Annotated in this window: 21 protein-coding genes; 10 read left to right on the forward strand and 11 right to left on the reverse strand. The window is 58.2% G+C overall.

Going from position 1 to position 17,650, the window contains the following annotated elements; genetic code table 11:
• Positions 1-198: 198 nt before the first annotated feature.
• The 6 genes from ATN84_RS16230 to ATN84_RS16255 all read right to left on the reverse strand — a co-directional run bounded on the left by ATN84_RS16230 (position 199) and on the right by ATN84_RS16255 (position 6,488).
• Complete coding sequence (locus ATN84_RS16230) at positions 199-1,200, reverse strand: ABC transporter ATP-binding protein (RefSeq protein ID WP_068883481.1); 1,002 nt, start codon at positions 1,198-1,200, stop codon at positions 199-201.
• An 83-nt stretch (positions 1,201-1,283) separates the two neighbouring features.
• Positions 1,284-2,351: a Gfo/Idh/MocA family protein gene (locus ATN84_RS16235; RefSeq protein ID WP_068882729.1), complete on the reverse strand. Its 1,068-nt coding sequence runs from the start codon at positions 2,349-2,351 to the stop codon at positions 1,284-1,286.
• Complete coding sequence (locus tag ATN84_RS16240; RefSeq protein WP_068882730.1) at positions 2,348-3,187, reverse strand: carbohydrate ABC transporter permease; 840 nt, start codon at positions 3,185-3,187, stop codon at positions 2,348-2,350. Before ATN84_RS16240 ends, ATN84_RS16235 begins: the two co-directional genes overlap by 4 nt.
• Positions 3,188-3,198: 11 nt before the next feature.
• Positions 3,199-4,128 (reverse strand): carbohydrate ABC transporter permease, encoded by a 930-nt coding sequence (locus tag ATN84_RS16245; RefSeq protein ID WP_068882731.1) that lies wholly within the window; start codon positions 4,126-4,128, stop codon positions 3,199-3,201.
• A 95-nt stretch (positions 4,129-4,223) separates the two neighbouring features.
• On the reverse strand, positions 4,224-5,480 hold the full coding sequence (locus ATN84_RS16250; protein ID WP_425287421.1) for an ABC transporter substrate-binding protein: 1,257 nt from the start codon (positions 5,478-5,480) through the stop codon (positions 4,224-4,226).
• Between the two features lie 96 nt (positions 5,481-5,576).
• Positions 5,577-6,488 (reverse strand): N-acetylmuramic acid 6-phosphate etherase, encoded by a 912-nt coding sequence (locus tag ATN84_RS16255; RefSeq protein ID WP_068882733.1) that lies wholly within the window; start codon positions 6,486-6,488, stop codon positions 5,577-5,579.
• A gap of 200 nt (positions 6,489-6,688) precedes the next feature.
• On the opposite strand from ATN84_RS16255, the gene ATN84_RS16260 reads away from it, so the two are divergent.
• From ATN84_RS16260 to ATN84_RS16280, 5 genes are all read left to right on the forward strand, one after another.
• On the forward strand, positions 6,689-7,570 hold the full coding sequence (locus ATN84_RS16260) for a glucosamine kinase nucleotide-binding domain-containing protein (RefSeq protein ID WP_068883483.1): 882 nt from the start codon (positions 6,689-6,691) through the stop codon (positions 7,568-7,570).
• Complete coding sequence (locus ATN84_RS16265) at positions 7,563-8,363, forward strand: GntR family transcriptional regulator (RefSeq protein WP_068882734.1); 801 nt, start codon at positions 7,563-7,565, stop codon at positions 8,361-8,363. The genes ATN84_RS16260 and ATN84_RS16265 overlap by 8 nt, the downstream gene beginning before the upstream one ends.
• Positions 8,360-9,391 carry an SIS domain-containing protein gene (locus tag ATN84_RS16270; protein WP_068882735.1) on the forward strand — a complete coding sequence of 344 codons (1,032 nt, stop codon included), beginning with the start codon at positions 8,360-8,362 and terminating at the stop codon, positions 9,389-9,391. The genes ATN84_RS16265 and ATN84_RS16270 overlap by 4 nt, the downstream gene beginning before the upstream one ends.
• Positions 9,391-10,560, forward strand: a complete 1,170-nt coding sequence (gene nagA / locus ATN84_RS16275; protein WP_068883485.1) for an N-acetylglucosamine-6-phosphate deacetylase — start codon at positions 9,391-9,393, stop codon at positions 10,558-10,560. Before ATN84_RS16270 ends, nagA begins: the two co-directional genes overlap by 1 nt.
• Positions 10,561-10,710: 150 nt before the next feature.
• Positions 10,711-11,145, forward strand: coding sequence for an RrF2 family transcriptional regulator (locus ATN84_RS16280; RefSeq protein WP_068882736.1), 435 nt, complete (start codon positions 10,711-10,713; stop codon positions 11,143-11,145).
• 70 nt (positions 11,146-11,215) lie between these two features.
• Here ATN84_RS16280 and ATN84_RS16285 read toward each other — a convergent pair whose 3' ends face one another.
• On the reverse strand, positions 11,216-12,289 hold the full coding sequence (locus ATN84_RS16285; protein ID WP_068882737.1) for a zinc ABC transporter substrate-binding protein: 1,074 nt from the start codon (positions 12,287-12,289) through the stop codon (positions 11,216-11,218).
• Positions 12,290-12,406: 117 nt separating this feature from the next.
• Here ATN84_RS16285 and ATN84_RS16290 point away from each other — a divergent pair, with 117 nt between their 5' ends.
• The 5 genes from ATN84_RS16290 to ATN84_RS16310 all read left to right on the forward strand — a co-directional run bounded on the left by ATN84_RS16290 (position 12,407) and on the right by ATN84_RS16310 (position 15,695).
• A complete protein-coding gene (locus tag ATN84_RS16290; protein WP_068882738.1) occupies positions 12,407-13,267 on the forward strand; it encodes an ATP-binding cassette domain-containing protein in 861 nt (286 codons plus the stop codon).
• Positions 13,257-14,069, forward strand: coding sequence for an iron chelate uptake ABC transporter family permease subunit (locus ATN84_RS16295; RefSeq protein ID WP_068882739.1), 813 nt, complete (start codon positions 13,257-13,259; stop codon positions 14,067-14,069). Before ATN84_RS16290 ends, ATN84_RS16295 begins: the two co-directional genes overlap by 11 nt.
• A 4-nt stretch (positions 14,070-14,073) precedes the next feature.
• Complete coding sequence (locus tag ATN84_RS16300; RefSeq protein ID WP_068882740.1) at positions 14,074-14,472, forward strand: Fur family transcriptional regulator; 399 nt, start codon at positions 14,074-14,076, stop codon at positions 14,470-14,472.
• A 226-nt stretch (positions 14,473-14,698) separates the two neighbouring features.
• Positions 14,699-15,301: an acyl-homoserine-lactone synthase gene (locus ATN84_RS16305; RefSeq protein ID WP_161939586.1), complete on the forward strand. Its 603-nt coding sequence runs from the start codon at positions 14,699-14,701 to the stop codon at positions 15,299-15,301.
• Positions 15,302-15,359: 58 nt separating this feature from the next.
• On the forward strand, positions 15,360-15,695 hold the full coding sequence (locus tag ATN84_RS16310) for a PilZ domain-containing protein (protein ID WP_068882742.1): 336 nt from the start codon (positions 15,360-15,362) through the stop codon (positions 15,693-15,695).
• A 21-nt stretch (positions 15,696-15,716) separates the two neighbouring features.
• On the opposite strand, the gene ATN84_RS16315 is transcribed toward ATN84_RS16310, so the two are convergent.
• From ATN84_RS16315 to ATN84_RS16330, 4 genes are read right to left on the reverse strand one after another with little or no spacing between them, the layout of a single operon-like run.
• Positions 15,717-16,196 (reverse strand): hypothetical protein, encoded by a 480-nt coding sequence (locus tag ATN84_RS16315; protein WP_068882743.1) that lies wholly within the window; start codon positions 16,194-16,196, stop codon positions 15,717-15,719.
• Positions 16,193-16,612, reverse strand: coding sequence for a hypothetical protein (locus ATN84_RS16320; RefSeq protein ID WP_068882744.1), 420 nt, complete (start codon positions 16,610-16,612; stop codon positions 16,193-16,195). Before ATN84_RS16320 ends, ATN84_RS16315 begins: the two co-directional genes overlap by 4 nt.
• Positions 16,613-16,646: 34 nt before the next feature.
• Positions 16,647-17,222, reverse strand: a complete 576-nt coding sequence (locus tag ATN84_RS16325) for a rod-binding protein (protein WP_068882745.1) — start codon at positions 17,220-17,222, stop codon at positions 16,647-16,649.
• Between the two features lie 50 nt (positions 17,223-17,272).
• A complete protein-coding gene (locus ATN84_RS16330) occupies positions 17,273-17,644 on the reverse strand; it encodes a hypothetical protein (RefSeq protein ID WP_068882746.1) in 372 nt (123 codons plus the stop codon).
• Positions 17,645-17,650 lie beyond the last annotated feature (6 nt).

Below are 17,650 nucleotides of genomic sequence, written 5' to 3' on the forward strand. Positions count from 1 at the left end.
CGGCGCCGCCGCCCTCGTTGTGGCGCTATATACGACCACACCTGCAAAACTGTCAACTGCCGAATTGAAGTTTTTGAGATTTTTTTCCGACCGCCGGAAGGGCGGCTTTTCGAGAGCCGGATAATGAAAAACGGACGGATGATTATACCCGTCCGTTCTCCACCGCCCTCCCCCCGAATGAGCCACTTCGAATACTGGTCAGGCCATTACCTTGCCTGCCGCATCGAAGTGATAGGTCTTGGCCGGATCCGGCGTTGCATAAAGCACAGCCCCCGGCTCCACCTTATATTCGCCGAAAAGCCGGATGGTGACGAGCCCGGCTTCCTTGCTGTCGAGATAGAGATTGGTATCTGCCCCCAGATGCTCGGCATGCATGACGGTGCCGGACCAGGTACCGGATTTCGGATCGACCGTGATGTGTTCCGGCCTGACACCGATCGTCTTTACCCCGTCATGTCCGAGACGCTCGGCATCGACGAAATTCATTTTCGGTGAGCCTATGAAACCGGCAACGAACAGGTTGGCCGGAGAATTATAGAGCTCCATCGGCGCGCCGATCTGCTCGATCCGGCCATTGTTGAGCACCACGATCTTGTCGGCGAGCGTCATCGCCTCCACCTGATCGTGGGTCACATAGATCATCGTCGCATTCAGGTCCCGGTGAAGCTTCGCAATTTCAAGCCGCGTATTGACGCGCAGCGCCGCATCGAGATTCGAGAGCGGCTCGTCGAACAGGAACAGCTTCGGCTCGCGTACCAGCGCACGGCCGATGGCGACGCGCTGGCGCTGCCCGCCCGACAGTTCCGCCGGCCTGCGCGCCAGATAATCGTCAAGCGACAGCATGGCCGAGGCTTTGGCGACACGGCTGACGATTTCAGCCGCCGGCGTTCCCGCCTGCTTCAGTCCCAGCCCCATATTGTCGCGCACCGTCAGATGCGGATAGAGGGCATAGGTTTGGAATACCATGGCGATGCCCCGCTTGGCGGGCGGGATATGACCGGCGGCTTCATCATCGATCAGCACCTCACCCGAGGTTGCATCTTCGAGGCCTGCAATGACCCGCAGCAGGGTGGATTTTCCGCAGCCGGACGGCCCGACGAAAACCACCAGCTCCCCGTCTTTCACATCGAGATCAATGCCCTTCAGCACATCGACCGATCCGAAGGACTTGCGGATATTTTCCAGTTTCAGCGTACCCAAATCGTGGTTCCTGTCCTTGAAGATCAAACATGATCCCGAAAGTTGCAGACTTTCGGATAAGATCATGCGGCTAAAACAAAAATCTAAAGCGCGATGGCTTTTCCCGTGCGCACGCTCTCATCCGCCGCAAGGCAAATGCGCAGCGACTGCACCGCATCCTCCATATGGCGGGTGAGATCGACATTCTCGCGAATCGCCCTGAGCACGAAAGCTTGCTCCAGATCGCAGAGCGCCTGATGGTCCGGCTCGCCCTCCATCGAAAGATGCCGGTCAGCCTCGGCGAGTTTTCCCTCTGCATCCAGTTTCGCCGAATGGACGCGGATGACGGAAGTCTTCGTATGCGTGTCGATATCGGCCGATTTGGCACTCTCGTCCATCACAATGGAAACGCAGCCATTGGGTGAGATGACGTCTTTCACGAAGAACGCCGTCTCCGACATCATCGGCCCCCAGCCGGCCTCGTACCAACCGACGGAGCCATCGTCGAACAGCACCTGCAGATGACCGTAATTATACATCGCCTCGTCGATTTCAGGCGAAAGCCGCAAACCCATGCCGCGCACCTGAACAGGTTTGGCGTCGGTGATCTGGCACATCACATCGACATAGTGCACGCCGCAATCAACGATCGGCGACGTCGTCTTCATCAGTTGCTTGTGCGTTTCCCAATGGGCGCCGCTCGACTGCTGATTGAGATTCATGCGGAAAACATAGGGACCACCGAGCGCCCTTGCCTCGGCGATCAGCCTCATCCATGAGGGATGGTGGCGCAATATGTAGCCGACCACCAGCTTACGGCCTTTCGCCTTCGCCGTGGCGACCACACGCTCGGCATCGGCGACATTGGTGGCCAGCGGCTTTTCGACGAAAACATCCGCGCCTGTTTCCATCGCCTTCACCGCGTAATCGGCATGACTGTCGGAATAAGTGGCAATGCAGACGAGATCGGGCGCGAGCGTCTCCAGCGCCTGATCAAAGGAATGGAGGAAGGGATAGCCACGCAGCGATTCGGGTAACTCGATCGTGGAGCGGTTGACGAGGCCGACGATCTCAAAACCCGGATTGGCGTGATAGGCGAGCGCATGACTCAAACCCATATTACCAAGTCCGGCAACCATGACCCGTACGGGCCTGAAATTCTCGGCGCTCATTTGACCGCTCCTGCCGTGATCCCGCGAATGAGCTGGCGGGAGAAGAAGAAATAGAGGATCAGCACAGGCAATATCGCCAGCGACAAAGCGGAAAGCACCGCATTCCAGTTGGTGACATATTGGCCGATGAACATCTGCGCCCCGAGCGTCACGGTCTTCGTCGCCTCAGCCGGAGCGAGAATCAACGGGAACCACAGATCGTTCCAGATCGGGATCATGGTAAACACGGCCACCGTCGCCATGGCCGGCCTGACCAGCGGCAGCACGAGTCGGAAGAAGATGCGGTATTCGCTGAGGCCATCAATGCGCCCGGCGTTCTTCAGATCGTCCGAAACCTGCTTCATGAATTCCGACAGGATGAAAACGGCGAGCGGCAGCCCCTGCGCGGTATAGACGAGAATCAGCGATGTCAGCGTGTTGACGAGCCCGCTTGCTACCATCAGCTCGAGAATGGAAACCGTGCCGAGCCGGATGGGGATCATGATGCCCAGCGCCAGATAGAGCCCCATCAGCGTGTTGCCACGGAAGCGGTACTCGGAAAGCGCAAAGGCGGCCATTGCACCGAAGACCAGCACCAGCGCGATCGAAACCACCGTCACAATCAGGCTGTTCTGGAAATAAAGGAAGAAATTGCCCTGGTTTATCACGGTTTGATAGCCGATCAGACTGAATGTCTCCTGGGTCGGCGGCTGCAAGGGCATGCGGAAGATTGCGTTTCGCGCCTTGAACGAATTGATGACAATGATGATGACCGGAAACAGTGCGATGATCGTGTAGGTGATCAGGATCGCATGCGCTGCAATAGTACGGGGGAGTGAAGATGTGGCGCGGCTCACTGTGGCACCCCTCAGAATTGATAGCGGCGCAGACGCCGCTGAATGCCGAAAAGATAGAGGCAGACGCCGGCGAGGATGATGAAGAACATCACCGAGGCGATCGCTGCGCCCATGTTCCGGTCGCCGACCTGAAGCTGGAAACCGAAGAAGGTTCGGAACATGAAGGTGCCCAGGATATCGGTCGAGTAGTTTGGCCCGGCGAGAGCGCCCTGTGTCGTGTAGATCAGGTCAAATGCGTTGAAATTGCCGACGAATGTCAGGATCGAAATGATGCCGATGGAGGGCAGGATCAGCGGCAGCTTGATCTTCCAGAATTGCGCGGCGCCGGTGATGCCGTCGCATTCCGCGGCTTCAATGATCTCGTCGGGTATCGACAGGAGCGCCGCATAGATCAGCATCATCGGGATGCCGATGAACTGCCAGACGGAAATCAGGCTCAATGCGGTAAGCGCATAGCGTTCCTGGCCGAGCCAGGGCGCAAACAGGCTCTTCAACCCGATCATGTTGAGCATATCAGGAGCGATCCCCCAGAGCGGGGAAAGGATCAGCTTCCAGGCGAAGCCGACGATCACGAAGGACAGGATCGTGGGGATGAAGATCGCCGTCCGGTAAAAGGTGCTGAACCGCAATTTCGGATGGCTCAGAAGCGCCGCCAGCAGAATACCGATCGGGTTCTGCACCAGCATGTGGATAATGAAGAACCAGACATTGTTCTTGAGCGCGTTCCAAAAGCTCGCCGCCCAGCGCGGATCGCCGAACAGCGTGTGGAAATTGTCGAGGCCGACGAAAGCGGACGCATTATTCTCAACCCGAAAGAGGGATAATTGCAGCGTTCCGAAGAGCGGCAGGATCATCACCGCAGTATAGATCAGGACCGCTGGCGCAAGGAAAACGGCGATATGCCATCGCACGGGCCTGGTCTTTGCGGTCTTTGTGGTCATTATTTCCGTCAGCCTTCCGATTACCTTCCCTTCTCCCAGAAGGAAAGAAGGGTAAAAACGGCGAGGCGTCGCAAAGACGCCCCGCCGCCTGTTCATCAATTCGCCGGCTTGTACCAGCTGTCGAGACCCTTCTGCAGTTTCTCGGCGGCGGCTTCGGGCGTGTCGGTGCCGTTGATCACATTGGCCGATTCGATCCAGGTCTCATTTTCAAGATTGGGCGTTCCGCGCGACAGAATCTGATAGGTCGAGCGAATGGTCGACTTGCACTTGTCGCGCCAGGAGACGAATTCCTGCGCCAGCGGATCTTCCATCTTCACCGGCGTAGACGACAGGCTGAAGAAGCCAGGCAGCGCGTTGGCGTAGATTTCCGCGAATTCCGGCGATGCCACCCATTCCAGGAACTTCTTCGCTTCCTCGGGATGCGCGGTCTTGGCGTTCATGCCGATGCCGAGATCGGTATGATCGGAGATATAGCAGGTGTCGCCTGCATTCTTCACCGGCGGCGGGAATGCACCCATCTTGAACTGCGCCTGGGTGTTGAAGCCTGAGATTTCCCAGGAACCGGCCGGATAGATGGCCGCGCGGCCGAGCGTGAAGAGGTTCTGGCTGTCCGGATAGGTCTGTGCCTCGAAGCCGTCGCCCAGATAGTCCTTCCAGCGAGCGAGCGTCTTGTACGGGTCCACCCACTGAGGGTCGGTCAGCTTCTCCTTGCCCGCGATCAGCGCGAGGCGGCCTTCCTCGCCCTTCCAGTAGTTCGGGCCGATATTCTGGTAGCCCATCGTCGCGGCTTCCCAGAGATCCTTGGTGCCCATCGCCATCGGGATATAGGTGCCGTTCTCCTTGATCTTGTCGAGTACGGCGAAGAATTCGTCTTCCGTCTGTGGTACCGAAAGGCCGAGTTCGTCGAAGGCATCCTTATTGTAGATGAAGCCGTGGATGACCGAAGCCACCGGCACGCAGAAGATATCCTTGCCGTCATCGGTGATCCAGGCGGACTTTGCGACCGAGCTGAACTTGTCGATGCCAGGCAGATCGTTGAGCGAGGCAAGCTGCCCCTTCTGGAACAGCGCCAGCGACTTGTCGAACGGGCGGCAGGTGATAATGTCGCCCGCGGTGTTGGCGTCGAGCTTGGCGCCAAGTGCGGCATCATACTCCGTTGGCGCGGAAGGATTGAACGTAAGCTTGATGCCCGGATGCTTCGCCTCGAAGGCGGGGATCAGCTTTTCCTGCCAGATTGGCAGGTCGTCATTGCGCCAGCTCTCGATGTTCAGCGTCACGTCTTGCGCATAAGCCGCTCCGGCCGAGCCGAAAACGCTTGACGCAAGCAACACCGCAATCATTGTCCTGCTCATCATGATACTCTCCCCTTTTTGGCGCCCTTCAGGCGCACTGTTCCTGCATAATCCCAAAAAGTTGCAGACTTTTTGGATAAGATTATGCAGCCTACGTTAATGGGAACCGCGGTTCCCTTCCAATTTCGAAAGCGCCGGACGCAATTTCTGTCCGTTGCTGTCGAGAAGCCGTAACGCAGCGGCAAGATCCGCCGCGCCTGCCGCCAGAAGAACCGCCGGCTTGACCGAACCGCCCGCCTGCTCAAGACAGGCCTGCGCCTCCGCCTCGCTGCAATTCGCTATAGCGGCCACGATACGCACCGCTCGCCGCCTGAGCTTTTGGTTATCCGCATGGAGATTGACCATGTAGCCGTCATGGACATGACCAAGTCGGATCGCCGCCAGCGTCGACAACAGGTTCAATGCGATTTTTTGGGCGGTCCCTGCGCCCATGCGGGTTGACCCCGCTATTATTTCCGGCGGCGTTGCCAAAAGGATGCCGATATCGGCTTCTTCCAGAATGGGTGCCCCCGGATTATTGGCCATGGCGATCGTCTTCAGACCGCGGCTCTTGGCAGCCTGCAAGGCGCCAACCGCATAAGGCGTCGAGCCGCTCGCCGAAATCGCAATGAGACAATCGCTTGAATCGAGATTGGCGGATGAAACGTCGCGCGCACCCCGCTCCGCGCTGTCTTCGGGCGCTCCGGTCAGATTGGTCAGGCTTTCGACGCCGCCGGCAAGAAGCACAACGATACGATCGCGCGGAATGCCGAACGTGCCGGGCAGCTCCAAGGCATCGGCAAGCGCCATCAGCCCTGAACTGCCCGCGGCCGCGTAGGCGAGACGCCCGCCCCGTTCCAGGGCGTCAGCAACGAGATTCGCGGCAGCGGCAATGTCGTTAGAGGAAGAAGCAACAACAGCGGCGGCCGCCTCCTGCGCCTTGGCAAGAAGAGCAGCGATATGATGCGGCGGCTGGCAGTCGAGGCCCCGCGCCCCCTCATTCAGCTGTTCGGTCCGATTTAGGGCCATTATGTCCGTTCTCCCACTCAGTTGATAATGCCAAAAAAATACCACTTGTCCAGAGACCTTAATGAATTCTTGCGATCAAATTTCCAGCCCGAAAAAATATGATGATTTTTCATATAGTTATAAAATTGACACACCCGACGAGATTTAGCACTTGGCTATTGGTACTTTATTGGTATTATAATCTGCAGGAGGCACAGCGCGTGGAACTTCTTCTCGGAATCGATGGCGGCGGCACCGGATGTCGCGCGGCGCTTGCCGACAAGGCAGGGCGTATACTTAGCCGCGGCCAGAGCGGTGCGGCCAATATCATGACGGATATAGAAGGCGCGCGGACCAGCATCCTGGCCGCCACACGGCAGGCCTTGCAGGAAGCTGGCCTTCGTGTGGAAGCCGAAACCTCGATTTCGGCAGTTCTCGGTCTCGCCGGCGCCAATGTCGGCGATAACGCAACCCGCCTCGAAAAGCTTCTGCCCTTTGCCCATGCCAAGGTGAAATCCGACGCTACTATCGCGCTTCATGGCGCGATCGGCGACACCGACGGAACCGTCGTCATCCTCGGCACCGGCTCAGTCTTCGTTACGCGCCAGGCTGGCCGCATACGCACAATCGGGGGGTGGGGCTTCAAGGTGAGCGATCTCGCCGGCGGCGCCCGTCTTGGTCGTGATCTGCTCGAGGAGACACTGCTTGCTTACGACGGCGTTCACCTTTCCTCGCCGCTGGCGGAAAAGACCATGGCGATGTTCGGCAACGATCCACACCGGATCGTCTCGTTCGCGCATGACGCCAGGCCGAGCGATTTCGGCACCTATGCGCCGCTGGTCTTCGAATATGCTGACAAGGGCGACAGGCTAGCCCTTCTGCTCGTCGAGCAGTCGCTTAGGACAATCGAGGAAGCGCTTGATGCGATCATGCCGCCCAAGCAGGACACGCTCTGCCTGATCGGCGGGCTCGGCCCACTTTATGCACCAAGGCTTTCGCCCAGATATCGCAGCCGTTTACGGCCGCCGATTGGCGACGCGCTGAGCGGCGCGGTCAGGCTCGCGGTTGGGCTCTTTGCGCATGCGGAGGCGAACCATGGCTGATTCGATGCGGGTCATCTTCGCCGATATCGCGGCGCAATCGCCGGGTGGCGGCCCTCTCTACGTCAAACTCAAGCGGATTATCGAACGTGCCGTTGACCGCGGCCTCATCAAATCAGGCGATGCCCTGCCGCCGGAACGCGAGATCGCCAGCATGGCCGATGTATCGCGCGTCACCGTCCGCAAGGCCGTTCAGGAACTGGTGAAAGAAGGGCTGCTGATCCAGCGTCATGGCTCGGGCACTTTTGTTGCCTCGCGGGTGAAGCCCGTGGAACAATATCTGACCCAACTCACTTCGTTTACCGAGGATATGGCGCGGCGCGGCATGATCGTCCGCTCGGAGTGGCTCGATCGCGGCATCTATGCTCCCTCGCCCGAAGAGATGGTAGCGCTGGGCCTCACATCTGGCGAAAAGGTCGCCCGCATCAGTCGTCTGCGCGTTGCCAACGAAACGCCGATGGCGATCGAGCGAGCGGCGCTGGCAGCAAGTGTCCTGCCCCGTCCGGAAGATGTAACGACATCGCTCTATGCGGTTCTGGCGGCAAGCGGAAATCGTCCCGTGCGAGCGATCCAGCGCATTTCCGCCGCCATTTTAAAGGAAAATGACGCGCGTATCCTTGAGGTTCAGCCTGGATCGGCAAGCCTCAATATCGAGCGCATTTCCTATCTTGAATCCGGCAAGGTGATCGAGTTTACCCGCTCGATCTACCGGGCCGATGCCTATGAATTCATCGCCGAATTGCGTCTCAGCGGGCCATCGGAACAATCGGCGGAAGCAGCGGGAGCGGTTCTTTGACCACACAGTCCAGTCTCATGTACACCGAGATTGCCTCCATTCCCGATGTGGTGGCGCGATTTCTCGACGAATCGAACGATATTTTGCGCAAAGCCGGTACTTTTCTGCGCGAAAAGGATCCGGCTTTTCTCGCCTCGATCGCGCGCGGGTCCTCGGACCATGTCGCAACCTATCTCAAATATGCGACCGAGCTGACCGCCGGCATCCCCGTCGCCTCGCTCGGCCCCTCCATCGCGTCGATCTATGGCGTCCAGCTAAAGCTCGCCAAAGCCGCGGCAATCGCGATCTCGCAATCCGGAAAGAGTCCTGATATCTTGACGATGGCCGAAATGGCGCGTGAAAGCGGCGCCCTGACATTCGCCATCAGCAATTCACCGGATTCGCCCTTGGCGCAGACCAGTGATTTCCCGATCGATATCCTTGCGGGCCCTGAAAGAAGCGTTGCGGCGACAAAGACATTCGTCGCGTCCGCAGTCGCAGGCCTCGGCCTCCTCGCGCACTGGACGAACGATACGGAACTGCTCTCCGCCCTTGATCAATTGCCCAAATGTCTCGCCGATGCGCTGACCTGCGACTGGTCACCCCTGGCGGAGGCGCTGGAAGGCCACGATTCGCTCTTCGTTTTGGGACGTGGCCCCTCCTCCGCCATTGCCAGCGAAGTGGCGCTGAAATTCAAGGAAACGAGCTCCATGCATGCCGAAGCCTATAGCGCGGCGGAAGTTCTGCATGGTCCGGTCGCTATCGTCGGCGAGAACTTCCCCGTGCTTGCGCTGACTGCCCATGACCAGGCGGAAAAATCGATCATCGAAACCTCCGACCGGATTGCCGCACAAGGCGCATCCGTTTTCGTGACCTCCACCGCCAGGACCACGGCGACCGCCCTGCCCTTTATCGCCACACCGCACCGCCTGACCGATCCCCTGACGCTTCTGGTCTCCTTCTATGGCTTTGTCGAAGCCCTGTCGCGCCATCGCGGCTTCAACCCGGACCAGCCGCCTCATCTTCGTAAAGTGACCGAAACCATATGATAAGTGAACCGTTTGCCCTGACCGCGCCACGTATCTTCGACGGCGAGCGATGGCTACACGATAAAGCATTGATTTTGCGCGACGGGCTGATTGAAGCCGTTGTCGCCCGAAATGCCGTCCCCACCGGGATACGGACGATCTCCGTACATGACGGGATGATCGTCCCCGGCTTCATCGACCTGCAAGTCAATGGCGGCGGCGGCGTGCTGCTCAATGAACAACCCGATCTGGACGCCATCCGCACCATCTGCGCCGCCCATGCCAAGTTCGGTACGGTCGGGTTGCTGCCCACCCTGATCACCGATACCCGTGAGATAACGGCAGCGACCATTGCCGCTGGCGAAGAGGCCGCACGCGAAAAGGTGCCGGGCTTTCTAGGCCTTCATCTCGAAGGACCGCATCTGTCGGTCAAGCGTAAGGGCACGCACCATCCCGCCCTTATCCGCCCGATGGAGGACGCCGACCTCGCGCGGCTGATCGAGGCGCGCAAGCACCTACCCGTCCTGCTCACAACGGTCGCGCCGGAAAACACCACCAACGAGCAGATCGAAGCGCTTGCAGCAGCCGGCATCATCGTCAGCCTCGGACACTCCGATTGCGCTTATTCGAGCATTGCGGATGCCACCCGCGCCGGCGCCTCAGTGGTAACACATCTCTTCAACGCCATGAGCCCTCTCGGCCATCGCGAACCGGGCATGGTCGGCGCGGCCCTCGATCTCGGCAGCCTCAATGTCGGTCTGATTGCCGATGGCTTCCATGTCGATCCTGCAGCCATCCGTATCGCGCTGCGGGCGAAGACCGGTCCCGGACACATCTTCCTCGTCACCGACGCCATGTCGACGATCGGCACGGATATGACGAGCTTCACCCTCAATGGGCGGATGATCTATCGTGCCGATGGCCGGCTCACGCTCGAGGACGGAACGCTCGCTGGCGCCGACCTCGATATGATTTCGGCGGTCCGCTTCATGCACCGGGTGATCGGCCTGCCGCTTGAGGAGGCATTGCGCATGGCGTCGCTTTATCCTGCCCAAAGCATCGGCGTAGGCGACGAGCTTGGCACGCTACGCAAGGGAATGCGCGCCAGTTTCCTGCATCTTGATGATGAACTCGATGTCAAAAGAACCGTCATCGACGGACAGATCATCTTTGGCGGCCCATTCGAATAGGAATCCTGCCAGAGCTTTCGGATTACTGCCGAAAATGCTTGCGGGCCGATAAGCGAATTCTTAATTCTGGTAGAGATAATAGCGGCAGGCATGAAAACTGCCGCTCCAGAACGGTCATAGGAAAGATCGCATCTTGTCCCAGGAACAGCCATGCTGACCAGGAAAGGAAAATACGGCCTCAAGGCGATGGTTCACCTGGCCGAGATCGAAAAAGGCGAACTTGCATCCGTCAATGAGATCGCGACTATACGCCAGATTCCAAGGAAATTTCTGGACAATATCCTGACTGAGTTGCGCAACGCCGGCTTTGTGCAGAGCCGCAAAGGAAAAGGCGGAGGCTTCTGCCTCGCCAGACCTGCCGATGAAATCCGCATCGGCAATATCATCCGCATCCTCGACGGACCGTTGGCACCGATTTCCTGCGCCAGCAAGACGCGATACCGTCCATGTGACGATTGCAATGAAGAGAATTGCGAAGTCCGGCTAATGATGTTGGAAGTACGCGAGGCGATCGCGACGGTTCTTGACAACAGAACCCTTGCGGAGACCGGCGCGCCCGTTGTGGACGCGCTCTTGAAGGCGTAGAACGCCGATCTCCTGACCAACCCCCGGCGTGCTATGGCGGACAGTCGGCCCGCCATATCAGCAAGAATCCTCAGCTCGCTTCCGAAAGGCAGGCCCTCAAGGAGTTCGCCAGATTGCGGATAAGCTCCGGATAGAGATCGGGGCCGTCCTTCAGCGATGCGCCGAGCGGATCGAGCACGCCGGATTTCGCCGTCGTGCCTTCAGTGACCGTCTTGACCAGCCGCGGCTCGAATTGCGGCTCCGCAAAAACGCATGTCGCGCCGAGCTGCTTCACCTTTTCGCGAATCTCCGAAACGCGTTGCGCGCCGGGGACGTTTTCGGGACTGACGGTAATCGAACCCACCGTATTCACACCGAAGCGCTTTTCGAAATACTGATAGGCATCGTGGAAGACGATGAATGGCTTGTCCTTGACCGGCTTGAGCTCGGCCGTGATATCCTTGGTCAGCGCGTCGAGCTTCGCCGAATAGGCATCCGCATTCGCCTTGTAGCGTTCGGCATGTTCGGGATCGGACTCCGAAAGCGTTTTGGCGATATCCTGCACGAGGATCTTCGCATTTTCCGGATCGAGCCAGAAATGCAGATCGTATTCGCCATGCGCATGATCGTGGTGCGCGTGGCCTTCCGCCTCTGCTGCCGTCTCCGTGTGATCGTGTGCGTGTTCTGCAGTGTCATGGGCATGCCCCTCCTCCCCCTCGGCATATTCATGCCCGTCATGCGCCTTTTCATGAGCATGGTCATGGCCTTCTTCCGCCTCGTCACCATGCTCATGTGCTTCGAACGGACCGCCTTCGCGGAATTTGAGCTTAGTCAGGCCCGGGGCATCTTCGAGAGCCACGATCTTCGCGCCCATGGCTAAGGTCTCGAAAGGCTTCTGGAGAAAGGTTTCCATTCCAGGGCCGGCCCAGAAGATCACCTTGGCGTGCTCGATCGCCTCTGCATCTGAAGGCCTGAGGCTATAGACATGCTCCGAACCGGTGCCCCGCACGATGAGTGTGGGTTCGCCGACACCTTCCATCACCGCAGCGACCAGCGAGTGAACAGGCTTGATCGAGGCGACAACACCCTCCCTGTCGTCAGCAAAAGCAGACCCGGCACAGACAAACGCAGCCGAAGCAAGCAGAAGCGATCGGAGAATTTTCATGATACCTCACATTGAATTCGGGCATGCGGCAACTGGTATGTTATCTTATTACATAAGTTGCGTAACTCTATAACGTCTGCCATAAGGCATGACAAGTGCTCACTGGAAAATATCGACATGCCCACCGGCCAAACGGCCTCACCGCCTCTCATCGATATCAGAAATGCCGGCGTTTTCCGAGACGGCAAATGGCTCGTCCGCGATATCGATCTCGAATTGAAGCGCGGAGAGATCGTCACCCTGATTGGGCCGAACGGATCGGGCAAGAGCACGACCGCCAAGCTGGCAATCAAGGTGCTGAAGCCGGATGAAGGACAGGTGATCCATGCGCCTGACCTGCGCATCGGCTATGTGCCCCAGAAACTGGCGATCGACTGGACGCTGCCGCTTTCCGTCGAGCGGCTCATCACCCTGACATCTCCCCAGAAGAAGCGGGATATCGAACAGGCGCTTGAAGCTGTCGGCATCCCCCATCTCGCTAAGGCCGAGTTGCGCTTTCTCTCGGGCGGAGAATTCCAGCGTGCGCTGCTCGCCAGGGCAATGGTGCGCAAGCCGGATATTCTCGTCCTTGATGAACCTGTGCAAGGAGTGGATTTTGTCGGGGAAGCCGCACTCTATGAATTGATCGAGAAACTGCGCGACACCTCTCATTGTGGCGTGCTCCTGATCTCGCACGACCTGCATCTGGTCATGGCCGCGACCGATCGCGTCATTTGCCTCAATGGGCATATATGCTGCAGCGGCACCCCGAAGGACGTCGCAGCAAGCCCCGAATACGCAAAGCTTTTCGGCCCCCGTGCCAGAGGATCACTCGCCGTTTATGAGCATCATCACGATCACACCCATCTTCCCGACGGGCGCGTCCGCCACGCGGATGGATCAGTCACCGATCACTGCCATGAGCATGACGGCCATCACCATGGTCATGATCACACGCAGACCGTGAAGGCGAAAGGAGAAAGCACCGATGCTCGATGATTTCTTCACCCGTGCGCTCATTGCCGGTGTCGGCCTCGCGCTCACCACTGGGCCACTCGGTTGCTTCATCGTCTGGCGGCGCATGGCCTATTTTGGTGACACCATGGCACATTCCGCTCTTCTCGGCGTTGCGCTGGCCTTCTTCTTCGAGATCAATGCCATGATCGGCGTGTTCGCTGTCGCCGTGCTGATTTCCGGCCTTCTGCTGCTTCTACAGCGCCGCGATTCGCTCTCAACCGATTCGCTGCTTGGCATTCTCTCCCATTCGACCCTCGCGTTGGGGCTGGTCATGGTCGCCTTCATGACATGGATACGCGTCGATCTCCTGGCGTTCCTGTTCGGCGATATCCTCGCCGTTTCGAAAGCCGACATCGCATTCATTTATGGCGGCGGCTTTGCCGTCTTGCTGGTCATGTTTTGGCTATGGCGTCCACTGCTCGCCGCCACCGTCAATGAAGACGTGGCCAAGGCGGAAGGCCTCCGCCCGGACCTTTCACGCATTGTCTTCATGCTGCTCATGGCCATGGTCATCGCCATAGCGATGAAGATCGTCGGCATTCTTCTGATTACCGCACTGCTGATTATTCCGGCGGCGACGGCCAGACGCCTTTCGAGCACGCCGGAACAGATGGCCGTTTTCGCATCCCTTCTCGGGGCGATCGCGGTCGTGACAGGCCTTTTCGGATCGCTGCGTTTCGACACTCCGTCCGGTCCATCCATTGTCGTTGCAGCTTTGGGGGTTTTCATTTTAAGCCTGTTGCCACTACATATATTCCTGCCATCAACCGCGCGCGGACGCTAAGCCCATGACAGCCAGACACGAGCTCACCCGCAATCAGGCTCTGGTCTTCGATGCTCTTGCGAAGGCCGAGAGCCCTTTGAGCGCTTATACCATTCTCGACCGATTGCGGGATGATGGCTTCCGCGCGCCGCTGCAGGTCTATCGAGCGCTTGAAAAGCTCTTGGACTACGGCATGGTCCATCGGCTCGAAAGTCTCAACGCCTTCGTCGCCTGCGCACACCCCCATTGCGGTGAACACGGGCTGATTGCATTCGCCATTTGCGAAAAATGCGGACAGGTATCGGAATTCTCGGACACGGTAATCGAACAGCAGGTTAGCGACTGGACTGGCCGCAACGGCTTCAAGCCATCCAAAACCACGGTTGAAATCCGCGGCACCTGCGCTAATTGCCTTAACGGATAACCCTCAATAAGTGCATTTATTAAAGTATTGCAACCTGTAAGATAGATATGCTATAAAGCGTTTCTCATTAAAAGATACAACCCAAACTATAAACTTAAATCTCTTTTCACTTTTGCCCTGCAAATATCCGCACATGGCGGAGGGACCGGTGCTTTGCCGGAGTTGCGTTAGGCGGGGCTCGTCAATTTCGCCTCATCCATCTCGTTATGGCGAAAGAGGAGCGATCATGCTGCACTATATTCATCCCCACCAAAGGTCACAATACCGCTCATTACTCGACGACTATTTCTGTCTGCGCAAAACGATTTTTCATGACAAGCTCGGCTGGAGCGTGAATGTCACTGGAGATATGGAAAAAGATATCTACGACACGATGGATTGCATGTACATTCTATCCACGTCGGCAGATGGTCAGTTGCTCGGCGGCCTTCGCCAGATGGTCACAACAGGCCCGACCCTGACATGGGAAGTTTTCTCCGACCTTGTCCCCGATCGCACCAGCATCATGTCGCCGCGCGTTTGGGAAACCACCCGTTTCTGCGTTTCCCCATCTGCCTCGCACCTGAAGTTCAACAGCGGCATCAACCGCGTGGCCATCGAGCTCTCTCTTGGCGCTCTTGAATACGGCATCCAGCAAGGCGTCACCCGCCACATCGCCGTCTGCGAACGCACCGTATTCGAATTGTCCCGCTCCCTGCGTGTTCCCTCTGAAATTCTCGGCTCCCGGATCGAACCTAACGGTTCCGAAATCCTTTGCGTGGCATGGGAGGTCAACGAGGAATCCGCGGCGAGGCTGAAATGGGCAGGATCGATGGCGCAAGTGGCGTAACGCACCATTCTGTTAAAGACGGAAGATCCCGCCGGCATTGGCTTTGCGGGATTTTCCAATGAGTGATCCTCGTTCAATGGCCGAGAAACGCCGCTCGGAGCGCCGCCGCACCAGGCTGCGCTCAGGAAAGCTGGTGAACATCGACGGCAGCTTTCTGATCGAATGTCAGTTGCATGATATCGCGGGTGGCGGGGCCAAGATCCGCGTCGCCGACCCGCGTGCCGTGCCCGATCGCTTTTGGCTTTTCGACGATCATTATGCCCAAGCGCTCTTCGCGGAAGTGGTTTGGCGTGACGGTCTCGAACTGGGCGTCAGATTTTGCGACGATCCCGCCATTCAACCGCTGGGCGAAGCACGGCTTTCGAAACTGGCCAGCAAATATTATTCGCTGTAGCCAATGCCCTGATCCGCAGGGTCACGTCCGTCCAGCCGCTTTCAAATTCATCTCGCGGATTTCGCGGGCCGAAATATAGCTGAACTGCTCCACCAGGAGATCGTGGACCACCGGTTCGGGGAAATGCCGGTTAATGCCGTCGATCACGGATTTCCGGACCGTTTCGAAATTCACCTTTTCGACTTGTCGCGTATCGGAATAGCTCCCATAGAACTGCCGGAATATCTCGTCATTGATGAAATATTCCAGCGGAACCGTGAGCCGCGCCTTCGTTTTCGAATCGATCGTGTAGACCAGTTGCGCGACGATATAGCCGGCCACCGAGCCGTCGGTCATGATCGGCACGCTGAACACGTCGGTTTTGACGTAATCCATCCCGCCGAGATAGCTCGCTTGCTGGCCCCTGTCTCCAGAAGACGGCACATGGCCGCGCACCGCGAAAAACAGCGAGCCAAGAGCTACGGCGCAAATCCACAATCCGATCAGGACAGTACGGATCATAGGGCGTGACCGGCCCGTGCATGCTGCATGCTGTAAGTGCCGTCCGCTTCCTGCGTCTCGATGGCCGAGCGGATGATTTCCGAAAGTTCGCCGACGGCCCGCAGATGCAATTGCAGCGCTTCACAATTGCGCTCAAGCTTCTGCTTCAGCTGGTCAAGCAGCGGCTGAAGCGTCTTGAGCGTCGGCGCATCGGCAAGTGTCGATGCCTTGTTCATGGCACGCGTGAAATCATAGAGCCCCCGGCTCTTGCGGGCGTTGATCTCGCTGAGGTCGGGATTTGCCCCCCCGAGAAGAAGCTCCGTCTCGGTCTCGACCACATTCTCCAAACGATGTATCGCAAGCACGACCGGCTTTAACACGGCATCCGTTCCGCCTTTGGTCTTGGCGGGAGCAGCGGAATCCAGCGTGGAAGGCATTTTTTCAGAAGAATTGGATGTCATAAATGGGTCCTCAGGATGTCCGCGGGTCCGAATCCGCATTCGCATCGGTATTGTTCAATTGTCGCTGTATGAGCTGTCGTTCCGCCTGATGAAGAATATCCGTGGAAACTGAACGCGTTTCGCCCGATTCGACCTCCAGCGATTTCACATTCATCAGGCTGGCCGTAACCGGCATACCGGCCTCGGCCAGCCGCGCGCCCTGCACCTCCAGCATACGGGCGATGCCGATCCCGCCCACATCCGCCATTTTCTGGGCGATCGCCTCCGCCATCATCGATTTCCAGTACTCGCCGGAGATACCCTGTCCAAAGACCGCGCTCGCATCCTGCGGGAACATCGACTGGACGAAGGACTGCAGCATGAACGCTTCGAACTTCGTATAGACGGGATTATGCCCGGTGTTTTTTGATACCGTTGCGTCCGAAGCAGTGGCCTCAACTGAAAATGCCTCCTGTGCGGATGACGGATCGGTGGTTATCCGAGACGACGCGAGCGCGCGCAGCCGTTCGACTGACGCCTTGAATTTTTCGGGATCAGCCGCATTTGCAACGTCGAGCACCAGATCTGACGGCGGATTTATCGCCATGTCGATAAATATCCTCTCTCCATATTTCCAGCTACTTTACCCGCCCAAACTTACGGCAAGCTTGAGCCGAAGCGCAGTTTCCCGGCTATCAATTCATCAATGAGACTGGTTTCGGCGATCTTCTCCTGCTCACGCCTGCAATCCGATATCCGACCCTCAAGCACATCCAGCCGGCGTGATGCCTGAAGCAGCGCCTGCCGCTCGGCGGCGAGTTCACTTTCCAATTGAGCCTTGCGACGCGCATTGGCGTTGAGCCGGGTGAGGATCGCCACAGGGTCGACGAAAGACGCACCTCCCTCGTAACGGCGATCCTGCATCGCCAGCAGTTCGCCGTTGTCCGCCGCGATTTCCGCCAAGCCGGCGACGAGGCCGGAGATCACCATCTCCAGCCTCGCCTTCATCAGCGACTGAACCGCGACCATTCTCTT

Origin of the sequence: Paramesorhizobium deserti (assembly GCF_001558695.1) — a bacterium.
GTDB lineage: Bacteria > Pseudomonadota > Alphaproteobacteria > Rhizobiales > Rhizobiaceae > Paramesorhizobium > Paramesorhizobium deserti.